At 59.9% G+C, this 17,606-nt stretch carries 21 protein-coding genes; 14 read left to right on the forward strand and 7 right to left on the reverse strand.

What is annotated here, in order from left to right; genetic code table 11:
* Positions 1-27: 27 nt before the first annotated feature.
* From JIO00_RS17755 to JIO00_RS17765, 3 genes are all read left to right on the forward strand, one after another.
* Entirely contained in the window at positions 28-909 is an 882-nt protein-coding gene (locus tag JIO00_RS17755; protein WP_167362304.1) for an ABC transporter permease subunit, read from the forward strand.
* The gene (locus tag JIO00_RS17760) at positions 906-1,790 is read left to right on the forward strand and encodes an ABC transporter permease subunit (protein ID WP_010455442.1); all 885 of its coding nucleotides are present in this window, start codon (positions 906-908) and stop codon (positions 1,788-1,790) included. Before JIO00_RS17755 ends, JIO00_RS17760 begins: the two co-directional genes overlap by 4 nt.
* Positions 1,791-1,997: 207 nt before the next feature.
* Entirely contained in the window at positions 1,998-3,095 is a 1,098-nt protein-coding gene (locus tag JIO00_RS17765; RefSeq protein ID WP_154913584.1) for a polyamine ABC transporter substrate-binding protein, read from the forward strand.
* Between the two features lie 152 nt (positions 3,096-3,247).
* On the opposite strand, the gene thpR is transcribed toward JIO00_RS17765, so the two are convergent.
* Positions 3,248-3,787 (reverse strand): RNA 2',3'-cyclic phosphodiesterase, encoded by a 540-nt coding sequence (gene thpR, locus JIO00_RS17770; RefSeq protein ID WP_200666477.1) that lies wholly within the window; start codon positions 3,785-3,787, stop codon positions 3,248-3,250.
* A gap of 60 nt (positions 3,788-3,847) precedes the next feature.
* Between thpR and JIO00_RS17775 the strand changes: the two genes are divergently transcribed.
* Positions 3,848-4,042, forward strand: coding sequence for a hypothetical protein (locus JIO00_RS17775; protein WP_010455448.1), 195 nt, complete (start codon positions 3,848-3,850; stop codon positions 4,040-4,042).
* Between the two features lie 14 nt (positions 4,043-4,056).
* Here the strand turns inward: JIO00_RS17775 and JIO00_RS17780 are convergent, their stop codons facing one another.
* Together JIO00_RS17780 and JIO00_RS17785 are read right to left on the reverse strand one after the other, a co-directional pair.
* Positions 4,057-4,410 carry a DUF1428 domain-containing protein gene (locus JIO00_RS17780; protein ID WP_010455450.1) on the reverse strand — a complete coding sequence of 118 codons (354 nt, stop codon included), beginning with the start codon at positions 4,408-4,410 and terminating at the stop codon, positions 4,057-4,059.
* A 16-nt stretch (positions 4,411-4,426) separates the two neighbouring features.
* The gene (locus JIO00_RS17785) at positions 4,427-5,494 is read right to left on the reverse strand and encodes a hypothetical protein (RefSeq protein WP_010455451.1); all 1,068 of its coding nucleotides are present in this window, start codon (positions 5,492-5,494) and stop codon (positions 4,427-4,429) included.
* A 422-nt stretch (positions 5,495-5,916) separates the two neighbouring features.
* Here JIO00_RS17785 and JIO00_RS17790 point away from each other — a divergent pair, with 422 nt between their 5' ends.
* Positions 5,917-6,186 (forward strand): hypothetical protein, encoded by a 270-nt coding sequence (locus JIO00_RS17790; protein ID WP_010455456.1) that lies wholly within the window; start codon positions 5,917-5,919, stop codon positions 6,184-6,186.
* 2 nt (positions 6,187-6,188) lie between these two features.
* Here the strand turns inward: JIO00_RS17790 and JIO00_RS17795 are convergent, their stop codons facing one another.
* The 3 genes from JIO00_RS17795 to JIO00_RS17805 form a co-directional block, all read right to left on the reverse strand.
* A complete protein-coding gene (locus JIO00_RS17795) occupies positions 6,189-6,821 on the reverse strand; it encodes a Vgb family protein (protein WP_200666479.1) in 633 nt (210 codons plus the stop codon).
* Positions 6,822-6,856: 35 nt separating this feature from the next.
* Positions 6,857-8,077 (reverse strand): helix-turn-helix domain-containing protein, encoded by a 1,221-nt coding sequence (locus JIO00_RS17800; protein WP_200666481.1) that lies wholly within the window; start codon positions 8,075-8,077, stop codon positions 6,857-6,859.
* Between the two features lie 189 nt (positions 8,078-8,266).
* The gene (locus JIO00_RS17805; protein WP_010455461.1) at positions 8,267-9,097 is read right to left on the reverse strand and encodes an AraC family transcriptional regulator; all 831 of its coding nucleotides are present in this window, start codon (positions 9,095-9,097) and stop codon (positions 8,267-8,269) included.
* 136 nt (positions 9,098-9,233) lie between these two features.
* Between JIO00_RS17805 and JIO00_RS17810 the strand changes: the two genes are divergently transcribed.
* The 3 genes from JIO00_RS17810 (at position 9,234) to JIO00_RS17820 (ending at position 10,612) form a co-directional block, all read left to right on the forward strand.
* The gene (locus JIO00_RS17810) at positions 9,234-9,752 is read left to right on the forward strand and encodes a carboxymuconolactone decarboxylase family protein (RefSeq protein ID WP_077749112.1); all 519 of its coding nucleotides are present in this window, start codon (positions 9,234-9,236) and stop codon (positions 9,750-9,752) included.
* 30 nt (positions 9,753-9,782) lie between these two features.
* Positions 9,783-10,034, forward strand: coding sequence for a glutaredoxin 3 (grxC, locus tag JIO00_RS17815; RefSeq protein ID WP_010455465.1), 252 nt, complete (start codon positions 9,783-9,785; stop codon positions 10,032-10,034).
* A 146-nt stretch (positions 10,035-10,180) separates the two neighbouring features.
* Complete coding sequence (locus JIO00_RS17820) at positions 10,181-10,612, forward strand: nuclear transport factor 2 family protein (protein ID WP_010455466.1); 432 nt, start codon at positions 10,181-10,183, stop codon at positions 10,610-10,612.
* Between the two features lie 72 nt (positions 10,613-10,684).
* Here JIO00_RS17820 and JIO00_RS17825 read toward each other — a convergent pair whose 3' ends face one another.
* Positions 10,685-11,890 (reverse strand): NAD(P)/FAD-dependent oxidoreductase, encoded by a 1,206-nt coding sequence (locus JIO00_RS17825; RefSeq protein ID WP_200666483.1) that lies wholly within the window; start codon positions 11,888-11,890, stop codon positions 10,685-10,687.
* 257 nt (positions 11,891-12,147) lie between these two features.
* Between JIO00_RS17825 and JIO00_RS17830 the strand changes: the two genes are divergently transcribed.
* The 6 genes from JIO00_RS17830 (at position 12,148) to JIO00_RS17855 (ending at position 17,588) form a co-directional block, all read left to right on the forward strand.
* A complete protein-coding gene (locus JIO00_RS17830) occupies positions 12,148-12,717 on the forward strand; it encodes an RrF2 family transcriptional regulator (protein WP_102595026.1) in 570 nt (189 codons plus the stop codon).
* A gap of 33 nt (positions 12,718-12,750) precedes the next feature.
* Positions 12,751-13,152 carry a hypothetical protein gene (locus JIO00_RS17835; RefSeq protein ID WP_010455472.1) on the forward strand — a complete coding sequence of 134 codons (402 nt, stop codon included), beginning with the start codon at positions 12,751-12,753 and terminating at the stop codon, positions 13,150-13,152.
* Positions 13,153-13,163: 11 nt separating this feature from the next.
* Positions 13,164-13,703, forward strand: a complete 540-nt coding sequence (locus JIO00_RS17840; protein WP_077749107.1) for an HD domain-containing protein — start codon at positions 13,164-13,166, stop codon at positions 13,701-13,703.
* A gap of 208 nt (positions 13,704-13,911) precedes the next feature.
* Entirely contained in the window at positions 13,912-15,528 is a 1,617-nt protein-coding gene (locus JIO00_RS17845; RefSeq protein WP_083376425.1) for an arylsulfatase, read from the forward strand.
* Between the two features lie 68 nt (positions 15,529-15,596).
* On the forward strand, positions 15,597-16,865 hold the full coding sequence (locus JIO00_RS17850) for an OmpP1/FadL family transporter (RefSeq protein WP_154501176.1): 1,269 nt from the start codon (positions 15,597-15,599) through the stop codon (positions 16,863-16,865).
* 48 nt (positions 16,866-16,913) lie between these two features.
* The gene (locus JIO00_RS17855) at positions 16,914-17,588 is read left to right on the forward strand and encodes a DUF3313 domain-containing protein (RefSeq protein ID WP_010455479.1); all 675 of its coding nucleotides are present in this window, start codon (positions 16,914-16,916) and stop codon (positions 17,586-17,588) included.
* The last annotated feature ends 18 nt before the right edge of the window (positions 17,589-17,606 follow it).

Below are 17,606 nucleotides of genomic sequence, written 5' to 3' on the forward strand. Positions count from 1 at the left end.
ACACTCAATCAGCGGTTCATGCGGCTGATGCCGAGTGGTCGAAAGCTCGTCATCGGGATTCCTTTCCTGTGGCTGTGCCTGTTTTTCCTGTTGCCGTTCTTCCTGGTGATGAAGATCAGCTTCTCGGAAGCGGCCCTGGCCATTCCTCCTTACTCCGAGATCTACACCTTCGCCGAGCAGAAATTCCAGCTGCTGCTGAACCTCGGCAACTACTCGCTGCTGACTCAGGATGAGCTGTACATCTCGGCCTACTTCGGCTCGTTGAAGGTCGCGTTTTTAAGCACATTGATGTGCCTGGTGATCGGTTTTCCGATGGCCTACGCGATCACCAAGGCCAACAAGGAAACGCAAAACGTTTTGCTGCTGCTGATCATGATGCCGACCTGGACCGCGATCCTGATCCGCGTGTATGCGTGGATGGGCATCCTGAGCAACAACGGTTTGCTCAACGGTTTTTTGATGTGGACCGGGCTGACCGATCACCCGATCGAGATCCTCAACACCAACACGGCCGTGTATATCGGTGTGGTTTACGCCTACTTGCCGTTCATGGTGCTGCCGCTGTACGCCAACCTGGTCAAGCACGATCAAAGCTTGCTGGAAGCGGCGTCGGATCTGGGTTCGAGCAACTTCAACAACTTCTGGAAAATCACCGTGCCGCTGGCCAAGAACGGGATCATTGCCGGTTGCATGCTGGTGTTCATTCCGGTGGTCGGTGAGTTCGTGATTCCGGAGCTGCTGGGCGGCCCTGAGACGCTGATGATCGGTCGCGTGCTGTGGCAAGAGTTCTTCAATAACCGCGACTGGCCGGTGGCGTCTGCCCTGGCGGTGGTGATGCTGTTAATCCTGATTGTGCCGATTCTGCTGTTCAACCGCAGCCAGGCCAAAGAGATGGAGGCACGGGGATGAAACGCTTCGGATTTTCAAAGTTCATGCTGATTTTCGGCCTGTCGTTTATCTACTTGCCGATGCTGATTCTGGTGATCTACTCGTTCAACGCTTCCAAACTGGTGACGGTCTGGGGCGGCTGGTCGTTCAAGTGGTACGCCGGTCTGCTCGACAACACGCAACTGATGGGCTCGGTGGTGCGCTCGCTGGAAATCGCCTGCTACACGGCGATTGCGGCGGTGGCGCTGGGGACGTTGGCGGCATTCGTGCTGACTCGCGTGACGCGCTTCAAGGGTCGCACCTTGTTTGGCGGTTTGGTGACCGCGCCGCTGGTGATGCCGGAAGTCATCACCGGCCTGTCGCTGTTGCTGCTGTTCGTGGCGATGGCGCAGTTGATCGGCTGGCCGATGGAGCGTGGCATCGTCACCATCTGGATCGCCCACACCACGTTCTGTGCGGCGTACGTCGCGGTGGTGGTCTCGGCGCGTTTGCGTGAGCTGGATTTGTCCATCGAAGAAGCGGCGATGGACCTTGGGGCGAAGCCGTTCAAGGTGTTTTTCCTGATCACCATTCCGATGATCGCGCCGTCACTGGCGGCCGGCGGCATGATGTCGTTTGCCCTGTCGCTGGATGACTTGGTGTTGGCGAGTTTCGTCTCGGGGCCGGGTTCGACGACCTTGCCGATGGAAGTGTTCTCGGCGGTGCGTCTGGGAGTGAAGCCTGAGATCAACGCCGTGGCCAGCCTGATTCTGTTGGCCGTTTCGATCGTGACCTTCATGGTCTGGTACTTCAGCCGCCGTGCCGAAGCCACCCGCAAACGTGCGATCCAGGAAGCGATGGACCAGACCGCGAGCGAATCGTGGCAGCAACCTGAAAAGCGAATGGTGGAAGCGACGGTTTAGGTTGTTGAGTTAACTGTGGCGAGGGAGCTTGCTCCCGCTTGAGTGCGCAGCACTCAACCAATTGGCAGGGTCGCCAGAATTCTTGGGGCCGCTTCGCAGCCCAGCGGGAGCAAGCTCCCTCGCCACAGGTTGTGTATTGCCCCACAGGTTTTGTGTTTACCGCATTTTTGCTTTGTGTCACTGAATAAAAAGAATGGAGTTGTACCGATGAAAATGTTTGGCAGGACTCTGCTGACACTGTCCTTAGTGGGCGCGATTGCCACCGTTGCCCAGGCCAATGACAAGGTTCTGCGCGTCTACAACTGGTCGGATTACATCGCCCCGGACACCGTCAAGAAGTTCGAAGACGAGACCGGCATCCGCGTGACCTACGATGTGTTCGACAGCAATGAAACCCTTGAAGCCCGCCTGCTCGCCGGTAAGTCCGGCTACGACATCGTGGTGCCGTCCAACAGTTTCCTGGCCAAGCAGATCAAGGCCGGGGTCTATCAGGAACTCGACAAGTCGAAGCTGTCGAACTGGAAAAACCTCAACCCGGTGCTACTGAAAAACGCGTCCGCCAGTGACCCGGATAACGGCCACGCTTTCCCGTACATGTGGGGTTCGATCGGCATTGGCTTCAACCCGGCCAAGGTCAAGGAAGTGCTCGGCGCCAATGCACCGACCAACTCCTGGGACTTGCTGTTCAAACCGGAAAACGCGGAAAAACTGAAAGCGTGCGGCATCAGCTTCCTCGACTCGCCTACCGAGATGCTCCCGGCGGCCCTGCACTACCTGGGTTATCCGGTGAACTCCCAGGACAAGGCTCAGATCGCCGAAGCCGAAGCGCTGTTCATGAAAATTCGGCCGTCGGTGGCCTATTTCCATTCGTCGAAATACATCTCCGACCTGGCCAACGGCAACATCTGCGTCGCGGTCGGTTACTCCGGGGACGTGCTGCAAGCCAAGGCGCGCGCCCAGGAAGCGGGCGACAAAGTGAAGATCGATTACAGCATTCCGAAAGAAGGGGCCGGCAGCTTCTACGACATGGTCGCGATCCCCAAGGACGCGGCGAACGTGGAGAACGCCTACCTGTTCATGAACTTCCTGATGCGCCCGGACATCATCGCCGAGATCACCAACAACATCGGCTACAGCAATGCCAATGCGGCGGCCACACCGTTGGTGGACGAGGCCATCCGGGATGATCCGGGGTCGTATCCGCCGCAAGCGGTCATGGCGACGCTGTATGCGATTCCGGATATGCCGATCGGCGTTCAGCGCGTGATGACTCGGGGCTGGACGCGGGTGAAACTCGGGAAATAGTCGCTCAATGATCGTTCCCACGCGTGGGAACGATCACTGTCAAAGTTTCCGTTCACGCAGCGCCTTACCACCGCTGCATCCTCTCTGACGAACGGCCTCACCTGGCTTCCTCGGTTAAGGTGAACTTAGGCGCCCTCCTCGGGCGCCTTTTTTTATGCAAGGGCCAGCGGCCATTCCGCCAGCGCCCGATACCGCCCCTTATGGGATTCAAACAAGACAAAGCGATCAGCCCGCAGGAAAAATTCGGGCGGCGTCGCGGACTCAGGCACCGGCATTCGATAATCACGCATCAACGTCAGGTGCGGCCGAAACGCCTTCGGCGTCTCTTCAACGCCAAACGGCAACATCGCCTGTTCCAGCGCATACACCAGACGCAACAACTCCGGCGGTGCCTGCTCCGGCGCCAGGACCAACACCCCTGCCCGGCGCCAGACCTCCATTCGATCCAGCGCCAACCTCAGCGGTATACCCGGTATGTGGACCTTCCCGGCCGCCGTACAGATCTCGCCAATCTGCGCCACGCCGACAGCCCCCAAAAACAACAATGTCAGGTGAAAGTTTTCCGCCGGCACCGGACGCCCGCTGCGCAGCTCAAGGGCGCTGCGCCATTGAGCAATGGCCTTGCGCTGCTCCGGCGGGCAATTGAGTGCGAAAAACAGCCGCTTGAACGGTTCACGGGATTCGTCAGTCATGCCTGGCAGCTCCTGACATGCACGTTATAGTTGAACCAACCGAATCAACGGGAGGGGGCCATGCGACAGATCATCAGCAAAGAGCCATGGTGGGCAATGCCGCCGAAACCGGGGCAGGATGAGTCCGAGCTGGAATGGGGCTGGCTGGTTCACTATAGCGAAGGTGAGCCGCGCTTCGAATTCGTCAGGGAGCGGCCGACGGACAGCGAGATCCGCAACCGCAAAAGTTGCAGGATCACCCCGTCGCCGGAGTGATCCTTTCGACGGGATCAGGCCTTCACGATCATTTCAAAACCACCAAAGACCAGGCGCTGGCCATCGAAGGGCATCGGATTGACGTCCGGCTGCATCCGCGGATCGTTCATCATTTTGTCCATGCCCGCGTTACGGGTGGCCTTGTCCGGCCAGATGATCCAGCTGAACACCACGGTTTCGTCCTCCTTGAGTTTCACCGCCATGGGAAACGAGGTTACTTTGCCGTCCGGCACGTCGTCGCCCCAGCATTCAGCGACGCTGAGCGCGCCACATTCCTTGAAAATGACCGCAGCGGTCTCAGCGTGTTTCTTGAATTTCTCGCGGTTGGCGGTGGGCACGGCAGCGAGGAAGCCATCAACGTAGGACATGGTGTTTCTCCTTCGGTTATGGAACGGTCTGCTGGGTAGTCGATTCTGTCGGGCTCCAATCGACAGCGCCGCCGCCCGAACTGACCGACGGTACGTCGGCGCTCTCCGCCAGGTTGCCCTCGATCTGCGCCGCCATGTACAGCGTCCCCGCCATGACGCCGGAGGTCGGGTTCTGCACCAGTTTCATCCAGGCCTTGTCGAACGTATTGCCCAGGCTGGCGCGAATCAGCGCTTCGCTGTCCGGCCGGTCATTGGCCTGAATAATCGCCCGAATGCCGGCTACCCCCACCGAAATCAGGGCGCCGGCCAGTTTCCCGGCTGCTGCGGCCACCGCACTGGCCGCGCCTCGCGGGGCCATTTCGGCCTCCATCCGTTGACTGGCGCGCTTGGCCACCGGCGCCATGGCGGTGTCGGTCGAATCAACGCCTTTGTCGCCCCCCGCCTTGTGGATCTTCTCGATCAACGCCGCGTAAGCCGGCAACGAATTCAGCGGTTGGGTGTGCACGACTTGATACAGCGACGCATCACGCGCGGGCGGTGGCCCGAGTGCTATCGCGGGGATTTTCTGGATTCGGCCGTTGAGCTGGGCCATCGGCACGCCGTGGCGCTGGGAGATTCGCTGCAGTTCCTCCTGAAGAATGTCCACGTAGAAGGCCGTCGCCAAGCCGAGAATCGCGTCGGGATCGATCTCTACCGCGACCGGCGCCAGCACGCGTTTCTGGTATTGCTCCAGCAGGTAGGCCGCCAGGCGCTTGGCCGAGGCATCCTGCTCACCCTTGGCACTGAGGCTGTACCAGCTGACCTTCACCGATAGCCATTCCTGGGTCCAGTAACTGCTGAACCAGGGAATGAAGTTCTCTTCGGTCAGTTGGTAGACCCGCGTGCGCCAGTAATCCATGGCGCCCCGGGCATAGATTTTGGTCTGCTCGGTCGCGGACTGCGACGCGGCGACAATCTCCTGGTCCACCTGCCGCCAGGTGCTTTGCGACACCACCACGACCGGCGCCACCACCGGGGCACGCACAGGCGTGGCGCATCCCGCCAACACCACCATCACGGGGACGATCAGCGAACGCAGGTTCAAGATCGCGGTTCCTACAGTGTTCCCCGGACGGTATGTCCGGTGTTCAAAGGACTGTTTATTTGAGTATAGGTGGCGGGGTTTGTTCGCTTGGAGCTGGTGGTGTTTTCCAGGGCCTCATCGCGAGCAGGCTCGCTCCCACAGTGGTCTGTGGTGAAACACAGGCTTGCGAACGACGCCAATCCCTGCGGGAGCGCGCCTGCTCGCGATGGGGCCCTGAAGATCACCATCAACGGCGTCGATACTCACCATCGCGACGATTGCCTTCCGCTAAAAAACCGCCAGGCGCAGGATCAACCCATCCCAAGGCAAAAGCCCACACCGGAGGGGAAAATCATGTTGATCCATCTGCTGACCTGCCTGGCCCTGACGGCCATTACGCTGACTGTCTTTTCCTACATCGTCCTCGCCAAGGAGCGCAGATCATGATCCACGCCATTACCCTTTGCGTAAGCTTCCCGGTGTTCGGCAACAACTTCTATTCGCAGCCATTCGTCTCTCGCAAAGAGCTGTCACTGGTGTTCGACAAAAACTTCGAGGCATTGCTGATACCGGCAGCCGCGAACCACTTCAACAATGAAGTGGTCGGGCTCAACGATCAATTCCGGTTCCTCAATGACGTGTTGGTTGAACACCTGCTGGAGATCGAATTGGCCCAGAGCGCACCTCGGTCTTCGCGTCAGTTCACGTTTTAGGATCAGGCGGGCCGACGAACGGCCCTCACCTTGCCACTATTGCCTCCGCCGCAAAAAAATCGGTCCGCACCGTCGGACTCAAGCCCTGACACGCCGACGCCGGTTGGTAGCGTGAGGCTTTCCAGCACCTCGCCGGTGTTCGGGTCTACTCGCCGCAATTCACCTTCCTCACCTTCCCAAGTGCCGTGCCACAGCGCGCCTTCCACCCAGGTCACTCCGGTGACGAAACGGTTGGACTCGATCGTGCGAAGAATCTTGCCGGTGTCGGGGTCGATTTGATGGATCTTGCGTTCGCGATACTGGCCCACCCAAAGCGTGCCTTCAGCCCAGGCGAGCCCTGAGTCACCCCCACCGCCGGGCGCCTGAATGGTGCCGAGTACACGACCATTCGAAGGATCGATCTTCTGAATGCGATCCTCGGCGATCTGGTACAGGTGCCGGCCGTCAAAGGCTGTTCCGGCATGCGCGGCGACATCGATGGAACGAGGCGTCTTACCACTTACAGGGTCGAGGGCGTTGAGTTTTTCTCCGGAGGCGAACCAGACGTGCTCGCCGTCATAAGAAACGCCATGCACGGCGTCGACGCCCGGAAAGGGTCCGTATTCGTGGATGATCTCGGCAGATGATTGCTTCATGGTTGCATCCTCTTCGTTGGGTGGTGGGATGGATCCTAGTCACCCGGCACCCAAGCTGTGAGTAACAAAGTCGTCGCGAATCCAGACAGCGGCGGCGTCATCCAGCGCCGGGCGCGCCCGCGACCAAATGACTGCACTTTGCCGGCGGTTGCCAGCGAATCGAGGGCCCGTTGCACCGTGCGTTGACTGGCCTTCAGCGCCAGGGCCAGCGCCGAACTCGACCACGATTCGCCGTCGGCCAGGAAGGCCAGCAGCGCCGACTGGGGCTCTTCGACGGGCCACGCCAGTACGACAACGTCATCAGCACTCTCTGGTTGCAGCGCAAACCCGCGTTTCGTCGCACTGATACCGGCCAGGGGTTTCAGTGCTTTGCGAAGCCGACCGATTTCGACGCGCAGTCTGGCGCGATGGGATTCATCGGTGAGCTTCTGGCGAAAGGCCTGGGTGATCAGTGTTTCCCGCGCCACATCCTCGGGCCAGGCTTCGGCCAACGCCCGCACGAGGGTGAACAACACCGGTCGTTTGGCCAGGGACACCGACATCCCCGCGCCGCGCACGCCGTATCGGCACGCGTCGACGACCAGAGACGGTGAACTCAGCAATGCTTCCACCTCATCCAGCCGCAGGGGGCGTTCTTCGCCCCGGGCAATCAGTCGCGCAGCGGGCGTGTCGAGGACTTGAGCGGCGTGTTCAACCTCGGCGGTGAGCGCGGGAATACCGGCGTCTGAGGCCGCACGTTCGGCCCTTTCGAGCGCAGACCGCGCCCTTCTTGTTTCGAGTCGCCGCACGGCGATTCCGGCCACCACTAATTCATGAACGACGCGCAATGCCGGCGGCAGCGGTGCGGGGTCGAGCTCGGCGAGCAAACGGTCGACCTCATCCAGACGCCCGATCAACAACAAACGCCGAACCTGCAAATACCGCGCATGGGCCGCATTCGCGCCATCGCCATGCGCCTGCAAGGTCACTCGCGCCGCTTCGAGCGCCTTCACCGGCCAGCCGAGATCCCGTGAAGCCAGGGCGATTTCGGCCTCGGCGACCACACACCGCGCCCGGGCCACAGGCGCTTTCGGACCGAAGGCGCGTGCGGCGCTGCGCACCAACGCCTTGGCCCGGACCAGATCGCCCAATTGCGCCATGGCGATGCCGCGAAGCGCCAGCGCAGGGGCATCGTCGCGCAAGGCAACCCGGTTCAGCGCACCGAGGGGATCGCCCGCCGCGAGTGCGTGCGCTGCGGCGGTGATCAGTGAGTCCATTTGAATTGCGCCACAGGTGTCACTCCCACGGTTCGGTGCCCGTAGATGAGTCTATCTCACGCCCACCCAACCTGTGGGAGCGAGCCTGCTCGCGAAAGCGGTGGGTCAGGCGCTATCGATGTTGGATGTGCCGACCTCTTCGCGAGCAGGCTCGCTCCTACAGGGAACGTGCTTGACCAACGGGGGTGGTCACCGCGGGCGTTTGGCGTCTTGCAACCACTCGCGCGGGCTGGCACCGGTTTTACGACGAAACGCCCGGGCCAGCGCCGAGGGGCTTTCGTAGCCGACTTCATCGGCGATCAGCGCGATGGACTTGCCCTCACGCAAGCGTTTCTGCGCCAGGCTGATCCGCCAGCTCACCAGATAGTCGACCGGCGTCTGCCCCACCACCGAGCGAAAGTAGTCGGCGAAACTGGCCCGGGACATATTGGCTGCCGCCGACAGTTCGGCCACGGTCCAGGCCTTGCCGGGCGCGTCGTGCATCAGGCTCAAGGGGCGCGCCAGGCGTGGGTCGGCGAGACCGGCCATCATCCCGGGCGTCTGGTCACGGCTGGTCAGGATGTGCCGCAACAACTGAATCACCAGCAGTTCGAACAGCCGATCCATCATCGCTTCGCGACCACAAATGCCGCCGAACGCCTCGCTGAACAGCCAGTCCAGCGTGCCGGCCAGGGTCGGGATGCTGTCGAGTTTGAGCACCAGGTATTCAGGCAGCGCGGCCGCCAGGGCGTTGCCCGCCCCACCGTCGAACTCCAGAGAGGCGCACACCAATTGAGTGCCCGACGCTTCGCTGGCGAACAAGCGGTGACGATAAGGTCGCGGGAAAAAAATCAGCGTCGGTTCATTGAGCTGCAGGACTCGCTCATCAGCCAGTTTGAGCGTCAGTTCGCCAGCCTGAAGCAAATGCAGGTGTCCGGTGGCCTGGTCGCCATCGAAGGACGTGACGCCGCAAAAATCGCCACTGTGGAAAGTGCCGGCACTGACACCGAAATGCGTGAGCAAGGTGGACAAGCGATCCATGGAACGACTCCCCGGGGAACATATCTGGACGATCTGTCGCATATCCTCGACGATTTGCACCCTCAACGCCAGCGCAGATCCATAGCATGGACCCCGTACCCAGCGCATACCGCGCTTGAATCGACGGAGTCTCAACATGAGCCGCATCGCCCCCCTGAACCTTGAACACGCCACCGACACCACTCGCCCGCTGCTGGAAGGCGTGCAGAAAAAAATCGGCTTCTTGCCCAACGTCTTCAAGACGCTGGCCCATGCCCCCGCCGTCCTGTCGGCCTATCTGCAACAGTCGGTGGCCCTGGGCAAAACATCCCTGAGCGCCCCTGAAAAAGAAGCGATCTTCCTGGCCACTTCGCAGGTCAACGGTTGCGACTACTGCCTGGCGGCGCACACCGTATTTGCCGGCAAGGCCGGGCTGTCCGCGCAAGACATCGTCAGTGCTCGACACGGCCAACTCAACGCATTTGCCACGCTGGCCCGGCAAATCACCGAAAGTCGCGGCCACCTGAGTAACGAGCAGATTGAAGCGGCGCGTGCAGCCGGCATCACCGATGCCAAGATCATCGAGGTGGTCGCCCACATTGCCTCGCAGACGCTGACCAACTACCTCAACAACCTGGCCCTGACCGACATCGACTTCCCTGCCATCGATGCTTGAGGCGGATGTCTGACCCGAGGAGTACACCCCATGAGCACTGTGACGCTTTACACCACCGACACCTGCCCTTATTGCCGCAATGCCAAGGCGCTGCTGGCCAGCAAAGGCATCGCCAGCCAGGAGATCAATGTTCAATCGGACCCCGGAAAATTCCAGGAAATGCTCACCCGCAGCGGTCGTCGCAGCGTGCCGCAGATATTCATCGGTGACACCCATGTCGGAGGCTTCGACGACCTGGCCAAACTGGACCGTCAAGGTGCCCTGCTATCGATGCTGGCCTGAAGCTGCAATCCAAACCCCCTCCCTTTAACCGGCAAGACTTCTATCAGCCCATAGAAGTCTTGCCACGTCGTATTGCCACTATTCATTAAATTTCTGCTAAGTTGTACGATGACCGATGAGTCATCCATAACAACAAGGAACTACCCATGAAAAAAGTGAAAGTGCTGATTGGTTTTCTGTGCCTCTTCAGTGGCTACGTGGTGGCAGCCCCTGCTCCGGGCGAGAAGGATGTGGCGCAGGCGGTGGACCATCTGACGCAAGCCATGCTCAACAAGAACATCCCCGAACTGAAAGCGCTTACTGCTGAGAACCTGACCTACGGCCACTCGAGCGGCAAGGTCCAGGACAAGAAAGACTTCATCGCCGATATCGAAACGGGCAAGAGCGCTTTCAAAACCCTGGAAATGCAGAACCAGACCATCACCGTCTCGGGTGATGTAGCGCTGGTTCGTCATCATTTTTCGGCACAGGCGATCAAGGGCACCGAGGTGGTCCCGACTGAAATCGAAAACTTCCAGATCTGGCAAAAGAAGTCCGGCAAATGGTTGCTGGTAGGCCGGCAAGCCTTCCGCATCTGAATAAAAAAATCCCGCCCAAGGTGACTTGAGCGGGATTTTTCATACAGGCAGCCTTATCGAGACAGCTGCTTATCAGGCCACAACCGGAATCATCGGATCCGCAGCCGCCAGCGCAGTTGCGCGGTCAGCGGCCGGCGGATAGATCCACACCGTATTGATCTGGGTCTTCAGCGATTTGCCTTCCTCCTTGACCAGTTTGACCTGGCGATCCCAACCCTCGGTGTACACCGCGCCCCACGCACCCAGATCCAGACAGGTAACGTACTTGGGCTGGCTGTACGCCTTCGGCGCCACGCCCAGGATTTGCGCAGCGACGTTGTTGCCGGCATGACGGCCCAGCGAGATCGCGTGCTGGCAGGTCATCATGGCGTAGTTGCCGATGTCATCCGCGGCGGCATAAGCCACATCACCGGTGGCAAAGATGTCGTCCTGACCGATGACTTTCAGGTGGGCGTCAACGTGCAGGCGACCGAGGTGGTCGCGTTCGGCCGGAATCTGCTCGGTCAGCGAGCTTGCCCGCACCCCGGTGGTCCAGACCACAGTTTTGGCGTCGATGCGTTGGCCATCGGCCAGGTTCACACCGTTTTCATCGACAGCAACGACCGACGACTTCAAGCGCCATTTCACGCCCAGCTCAGTGCTGGCTTCGGCGATCGACTGGCTGATTTCGCTGCCCATGGACGCCCCGACTTTTTCACCGCGATCGACGATGATCACTTCAATGTCAGCGTCCTCGCCGAGGATGGCCCGCAGACGCGCCGGCATTTCAGTCGCCGTTTCAATCCCGGTAAAGCCGCCACCGGCCACAACCACGGTGTTTCGAGCTGTGCTTTGCGGCAGGTTGGCCAGGGATTTCAGATGGTTTTCCAGGCGTATCGCCTGTTCAATCTGGTCCACGTCAAAGGCGTGTTGGGCCACGCCCGGAGTGTTGGGTAACGCGAGACCGCTGCCGGTGGCCAGAACGAGTTTGTCGTAGCTGCACACCTGTTCGGCACCCGATGCATCGGTGTAGCCGACTTGTTTTTGCTGCACGTCGATGGATTGCGCTGCGCCCTTGATGAACTTCACACCGACGGCATCGAACAGGTCGCCAAGGGGTGCCGCCAGTTGATGAGCATTCGGCTCGTAGAAGCGTGGACGCACCCGCAGCTCGGCCTGAGGCGCCAGTACCGTGACGTCTACGTGGTTGTGATCATGGATGTCCAACAGGCGCGTGGCGCTCAATGCCGTCCACATGCCACCGAAACCTGCGCCGATGACCAGAATGTGCTGTTTCATTGTTTTAACTCCGAAGAAGACCAAAGACTGAACTCGTCGCCGAGCTGACAACGGCGACTATAGTGATCCGAGTTACAAGACGCAACGACCTTCTATCGATGGTTATCATCACACATTCAGATACCTCGACAATCCAGACGCAAGCTTCTATCCATATGCAGCACGGGACAGACAGGCGATCAAGGGCATGCCGATGCTTCGTTGCACCCCTGACAATCGGCTGGTAACATTGGCGACTCTTTCAGTCGGAGATAACCATGTCTCTCTACAGTGCGGGCGTTGAGTACGGCATTCACTGCCTGCTTTTTCTGGTAGGCGATTACGGCGACAGCCGTGAGGCGAGCGTGCGCGACCTCGCTGAGCTGCAAGGCGTGCCGCTGGACTACCTGGCGAAAATCTTCACCAAACTGGCCAAGGCCAAACTGGTGGTCGCGACCGAGGGCGTGCGCGGCGGGTTCAAACTGGCGCGGCCGGCGGACGAAATCAGCGTGCTGGACATCGTTAACGCCATTGATGGCCAGAAGCTCATCTTCGATTGCCGTGATATCCGTGGGCGTTGCGCGTTGTTTGAAGGCTCCCCGCCGACGTGGGCAGTGGAAGGTCATTGCTCGGTTCACGCCGTCATGATGACCGCGCAGAAACGCATGGAAGACGCCCTCGCCCAGCAGACCATTCTCGACCTTGCCCGCAGGGTCGGACGTAAAGCCCCGGCCGAGTTCGGCGCCCAGGTGGACAACTGGATCAATGATCGTCGGGAAAGGAAAACGGTGACCGGCACTCAGCCCGACGGCGAACAGATCATCCCGGTGACCGATATTTCCGACTGACGATTCGTCTGGGGCGCTCTATGATTAAGGCCCATGACGACCTCTGCTCCGATCCGCTCACCCTGCCCGCCCGGCGCCTGCATCTGCGGGCGAGACCCGTTGCTGGAAACACCGGGCGCGGACGTGCGCATCCTGTTTCTGACCCGACAGGAAGAAAAGCGTCTGCTCGATCGTCTGGAAAACCTGGAAAGCCTGGCTGACCTCGAACGCTTGCAAAACCGCATGTACGCACAACTGGGCATCCGCGTGGACATCGTCCCCAGCTTCAATGAAGTGCGTACCATGCGCGGCATCGGCATCACCCTCGGCGAGTTGCCGGGCTTGTGCCGCAAGACCCGCCAGTCGATCCCCGCCGCGATTCGCCGCAGCCTGGAGAAACGCCCGGAGATCGCCTTCGAGATCCTCAACGCCAATGACCTGCTGCGCGACGCGTGAGGTCCGTACCGATGAACCCTCTTCTCGAATTCCCCGTGACCGACGAAATACTGACGTCCTACGCCCTGGCGATCGGTGCCGATTTGTTGGGTTATCGCAATCACATTTACCGGGTGCTGAACTTCTACCGCGCGATCAGCGGCATTGAAGGCCTGCCCTCCGAAGCCGTGCAGATCGCCGGGGCGTTTCACGACCTGGGCATCTGGACCGATCAAACCATTGATTACCTGGAACCCTCGGTGCGCCTGGCCACCGACTACCTCGCCAATCGGCAACTGTCGCACTTGAGCGGCGAAGTGACGGCACTGATCCTGGAACACCACAAAGTGCGGTCCTATGCTGCCGACCATGCGCTCAGCGTCGAGCCCTTCCGACGCGCCGATATCATTGACGTGTCGCTCGGCCTGCTGACGTTCGGCCTGCCGCGGGCCTACATCAAAACGGTGAAGTCGGTACTGCCCAATCATGGTTTTCACGGGATGCTGCTCCGGCAAACCGCACGGCAATTCCTGCGCTCCCCGCTCAAACCGCTGCCAATGTTTCGCTGGTGATGGGGTCGACGGGCAGGGATTGGTGCGAAAAGATCAGTTGAATCCGGCCATCGCCGACCATGCTGTAACGCTCATGAGACAGCTGCCGATCACTGTCAATTACTACTGGATATTTCCCAGTTCATACCTACGCTCTTTCGGGGGATACCCCATTTAAAAAAGGTCGGGGGGCCTGACTTCGGTACTTATCAGTACGCAGGAGCTGCTCATGAACCAGACAAAATTAACCCGGTTGTTTGCTGTTTCAATGTTGTTGTCTGCAATGGTTCTACCCGGCATCACCCAAGCGGCCGACAAACCCGCCCCCAACATCGTGGTCATCATGGGCGACGATATTGGCTGGTCCAATATCGGCGTCTACAACCAGGGCATGATGGCCGGCCGGACCCCCAACCTCGACCAGCTCGCTGCAGAAGGCATGCGCTTTACCGACTACTACGCCGAAGCCAGTTGCACCGCCGGGCGTGCCAATTTCATTACCGGTGAACTGCCGATCCGTACCGGCATGACCACGGTCGGCCAGGCCGGCTCACCTGTCGGTATTCCCGCTGAAGCGGTCACCATTGCCACCGCGCTCAAGGCCATGGGTTACTCCACTGGCCAGTTTGGCAAAAACCATCTGGGCGACTTGAACGAATTTCTGCCCACCGCGCACGGGTTCGACGAGTTCTTCGGTTACCTCTATCACCTCGACGCCATGGAAGACCCGGCACACCCCAATTATCCGCAAGAACTTCTGGCCACCGTTGGCCCGCGCAACATGGTCCACAGCTGGGCGACCACCACCGACGATACGACGGTGATGCCGCGCTGGGGCAAGGTCGGCAAACAGAAAATCGAAGACGCCGGTACGCTCTATCCCGAGCGGATGAAAACCGTCGACGACGAAATCCGCGACAAGGCTTTCACCTTCATCGACAAGGCCAAGACCGATAACAAACCGTTCTTCCTGTGGCTGAACCCGACCCGCATGCACATCGTCACGCACCTGTCCGACAAGTACGAAGCGATGCGCAATTCGCAGAATGGCTGGTCGGAGCAGGAAGCCGGCATGGCGCAGCTCGATGACATCGTCGGCGACGTCATGGCCAAGCTGAAAAAAGACGGCATGGATGACAACACCATCGTGATTTTCACCACCGACAACGGCGCGGAAAACTTCACCTGGCCGGATGGCGGCACCACACCGTTTGCCATGGGCAAAGGCACCGTGATGGAGGGTGGCTTCAGGGTTCCGGCGATCGTCCGCTGGCCTGGCAACGTACCGGCCAACACCGTGGCCAACGGCATCATGTCCGGCCTGGACTGGTTCCCGACCCTCGTTGCCGCCGCCGGCAACCCGAACATCGCCACCGAGCTGCTCAAGGGCAAGCAATTGGGCGACAGAACGTACAAGGTCCACCTCGATGGCTATGACCAGACACCGATGATCACCGGTAAAGGTCCGTCGAACCGGCATGAAGTTTTCTACTTCGGCGAAAGTACGCTGGGTGCGATCCGTATCGATGACTTCAAGTACCGCTTCATCGATCAGCCCGGTGGCTGGCTGGGGGCTAAGGTCACGCTGGACATGCCGGTCCTGACCAACCTGCGGCTCGACCCGTTCGAACGCGCCGGGTGGCCGGAAAACATGGCAGCCAGTGGCTCACTGGAGTACTTCGAGTGGTTCAAGTTCCAGTTCTGGCGCTTTGTGTTTGTACAGCAGCAAGTGGTCAAACTGGCTGAAACGGCGGTTGAGTTCCCACCCATGCAAAAAGGCGCGAGCTTCAACCTGGAAGCGGTCAAAGCCAGGATCGAAGCGGCCCGGGCGGCCATGGCCAAGTAGACAGGCGAATACACGGGTGGCGGCTGCCAGCCACCCGCGTTCATGACGGACATCCGCTGAGGTGATCCATGCAATTAAAAACAGCCGTCCTACCCGCCTTCACCCTGTTTGCGCTGTGCTGCCAGCAGGCCCAGGCCGGCGGCATCATGCTCTATGAAATCGGCACCGATAACGTGGGGCTTGCCAACGCCGGTGCCGCCGCCCGTGCACAAGGCCCTTCCACCATCGCCAGCAATCCGGCGGGCATGAGTTATCTGCCAGGTACGCAAATTACCGGCGGATTGCAGGTGCTCTATGGCGACCTGAGCTTTGATCGCGACTCAAACACCAACGGCACGGGCAGCGGCAGTGGCAATGCCTTCGACCCGATTCCCGGCGGCAGCTTTTTCATCAGCCATCAATTCGACGACCACTGGAGCGTCGGTTTCGGCAATTACGGCGACTTCGGGTTGGCGGCCAACTACGACAACGACTGGTCCGGGCGCTATTTTGCGCAGAACGTCAGCCTCGCCGGTTTGTCGTTTGTGCCCAGCGTGGCGTATCGCTTCGATGATCAATGGTCGGTAGGCGTCGGTGTGAAAGCCATGTACGGCATGCTGCAAGCGCAAACCGCGATCGATCGTTCACCCTTTGGCTTCACCGACCGCAGCGACGGCCAATTCAAGTACAAAGACAACGATTGGGGCTTTGGGGCGAATGTGGGGGTGATCTACGCCCCGCAACCCGGCACCCGTATTGGCCTGGCCTACACCAGCAAGGTCGATCTGGACTTCGAAGATCGGCTGGATGTGAAAGGCGACGGCCGTTTGCTGGAGCGCGTCAACAACACCAATACCCAACTCGACATGACCGTGCCGCAAACCGCGACCCTGAGCCTGTTCCAGCAACTCGACCCGCGATGGGCCTTGCTCGCCTCCGTCAACTGGCAGGACTGGTCCGAGTTCGGCGATATCGCGGTGCAAGTCGACACCACCGCAGTCGGTTCACAATCGACCACCGTCGACGCCCATTTCAAAGACACCTGGCAACTGGCCCTGGGCGCGCAGTACCAGGCCACCCCGCAGCTGTTGTGGAATTTCGGCGTGGCTTACGACAGCAGCGCCGTTTCCGACGGCAACCGCACATTTACCGTGCCCATGGACGAATCCTGGCGCGTTGCGGCTGGGGCCACCTATGCTCTGAACAAGGTCACCGACATTAACGTCAGCTGGGCCATGGTCTGGCTTGGCGACATGCCGGTGGACCAGACCAAGTCCACGTCGGGCACTCGAACTTCCGGTCAATTCGACAAGGCCTGGATTCAAGCGGTGACCGGAAACATGACCTGGCGTTTTTGATGCCTGCAATCGAAAAAAAAAGACAACCCCCATGGAGCACACACCACAATGAACCTGTCCCGGAAATTATTCATCGGCGTCGCATTGACCAGTCTGCTACTCGGGGGCTGCACCTCGAAAGTCACCGAAAAAGACCAGTACTCGGGCTTCCTTACCGACTACAACAACTTGCAGCAAGTCACCACCACCAGTGGCGAAACCGCGATGCGCTGGGTGAGCCCGTCCTGGAATCCAAACGCCTACGACACCGTGGTCTTCAACAAACTGGAGCTCTATCCGGCGCCCAAGCCGACCGAGCGGGTCAATCGGCAAACCCTGGATGAACTGCAGAACTACATGACCAGCAAGGTCAAAGGTGTGTTGGGGCAGAAATACCGCGTGGTATCGAGCGAACAATCAGCGCCCGGCGGTTCAAAAAAACTGATCATGCGCGCGGCGATCACCGGGGTGAATGCCGAAAACGAAGGTATGAGATGGTATGAAGTGGTGCCTGTCGCGGCCGTTGTCGGTGGTGTTTCCGCTGCCAGCGGGCATCGGGATCAGGACTCCACGTTGTTCATCGAGGCCGAGTTTAAAGACGCCAGCACCAACCAGACCGTGGCCAAAGTCGTGCGCAAAGTCTTCGGCAGCACGCTGTCCAATGCCAGCCAGGAAATCACCGCCAAAGACTTCAAGGTGGCGATCGACAAACTGGCCAGCGATTTGCAGGCGTTTGTCCGGTAGCGGCAGCTGCAAAGAGCG

The organism is Pseudomonas sp. SW-3 (assembly GCF_016615645.1).
In the GTDB taxonomy this organism is placed as follows: domain Bacteria; phylum Pseudomonadota; class Gammaproteobacteria; order Pseudomonadales; family Pseudomonadaceae; genus Aquipseudomonas; species Aquipseudomonas mandelii.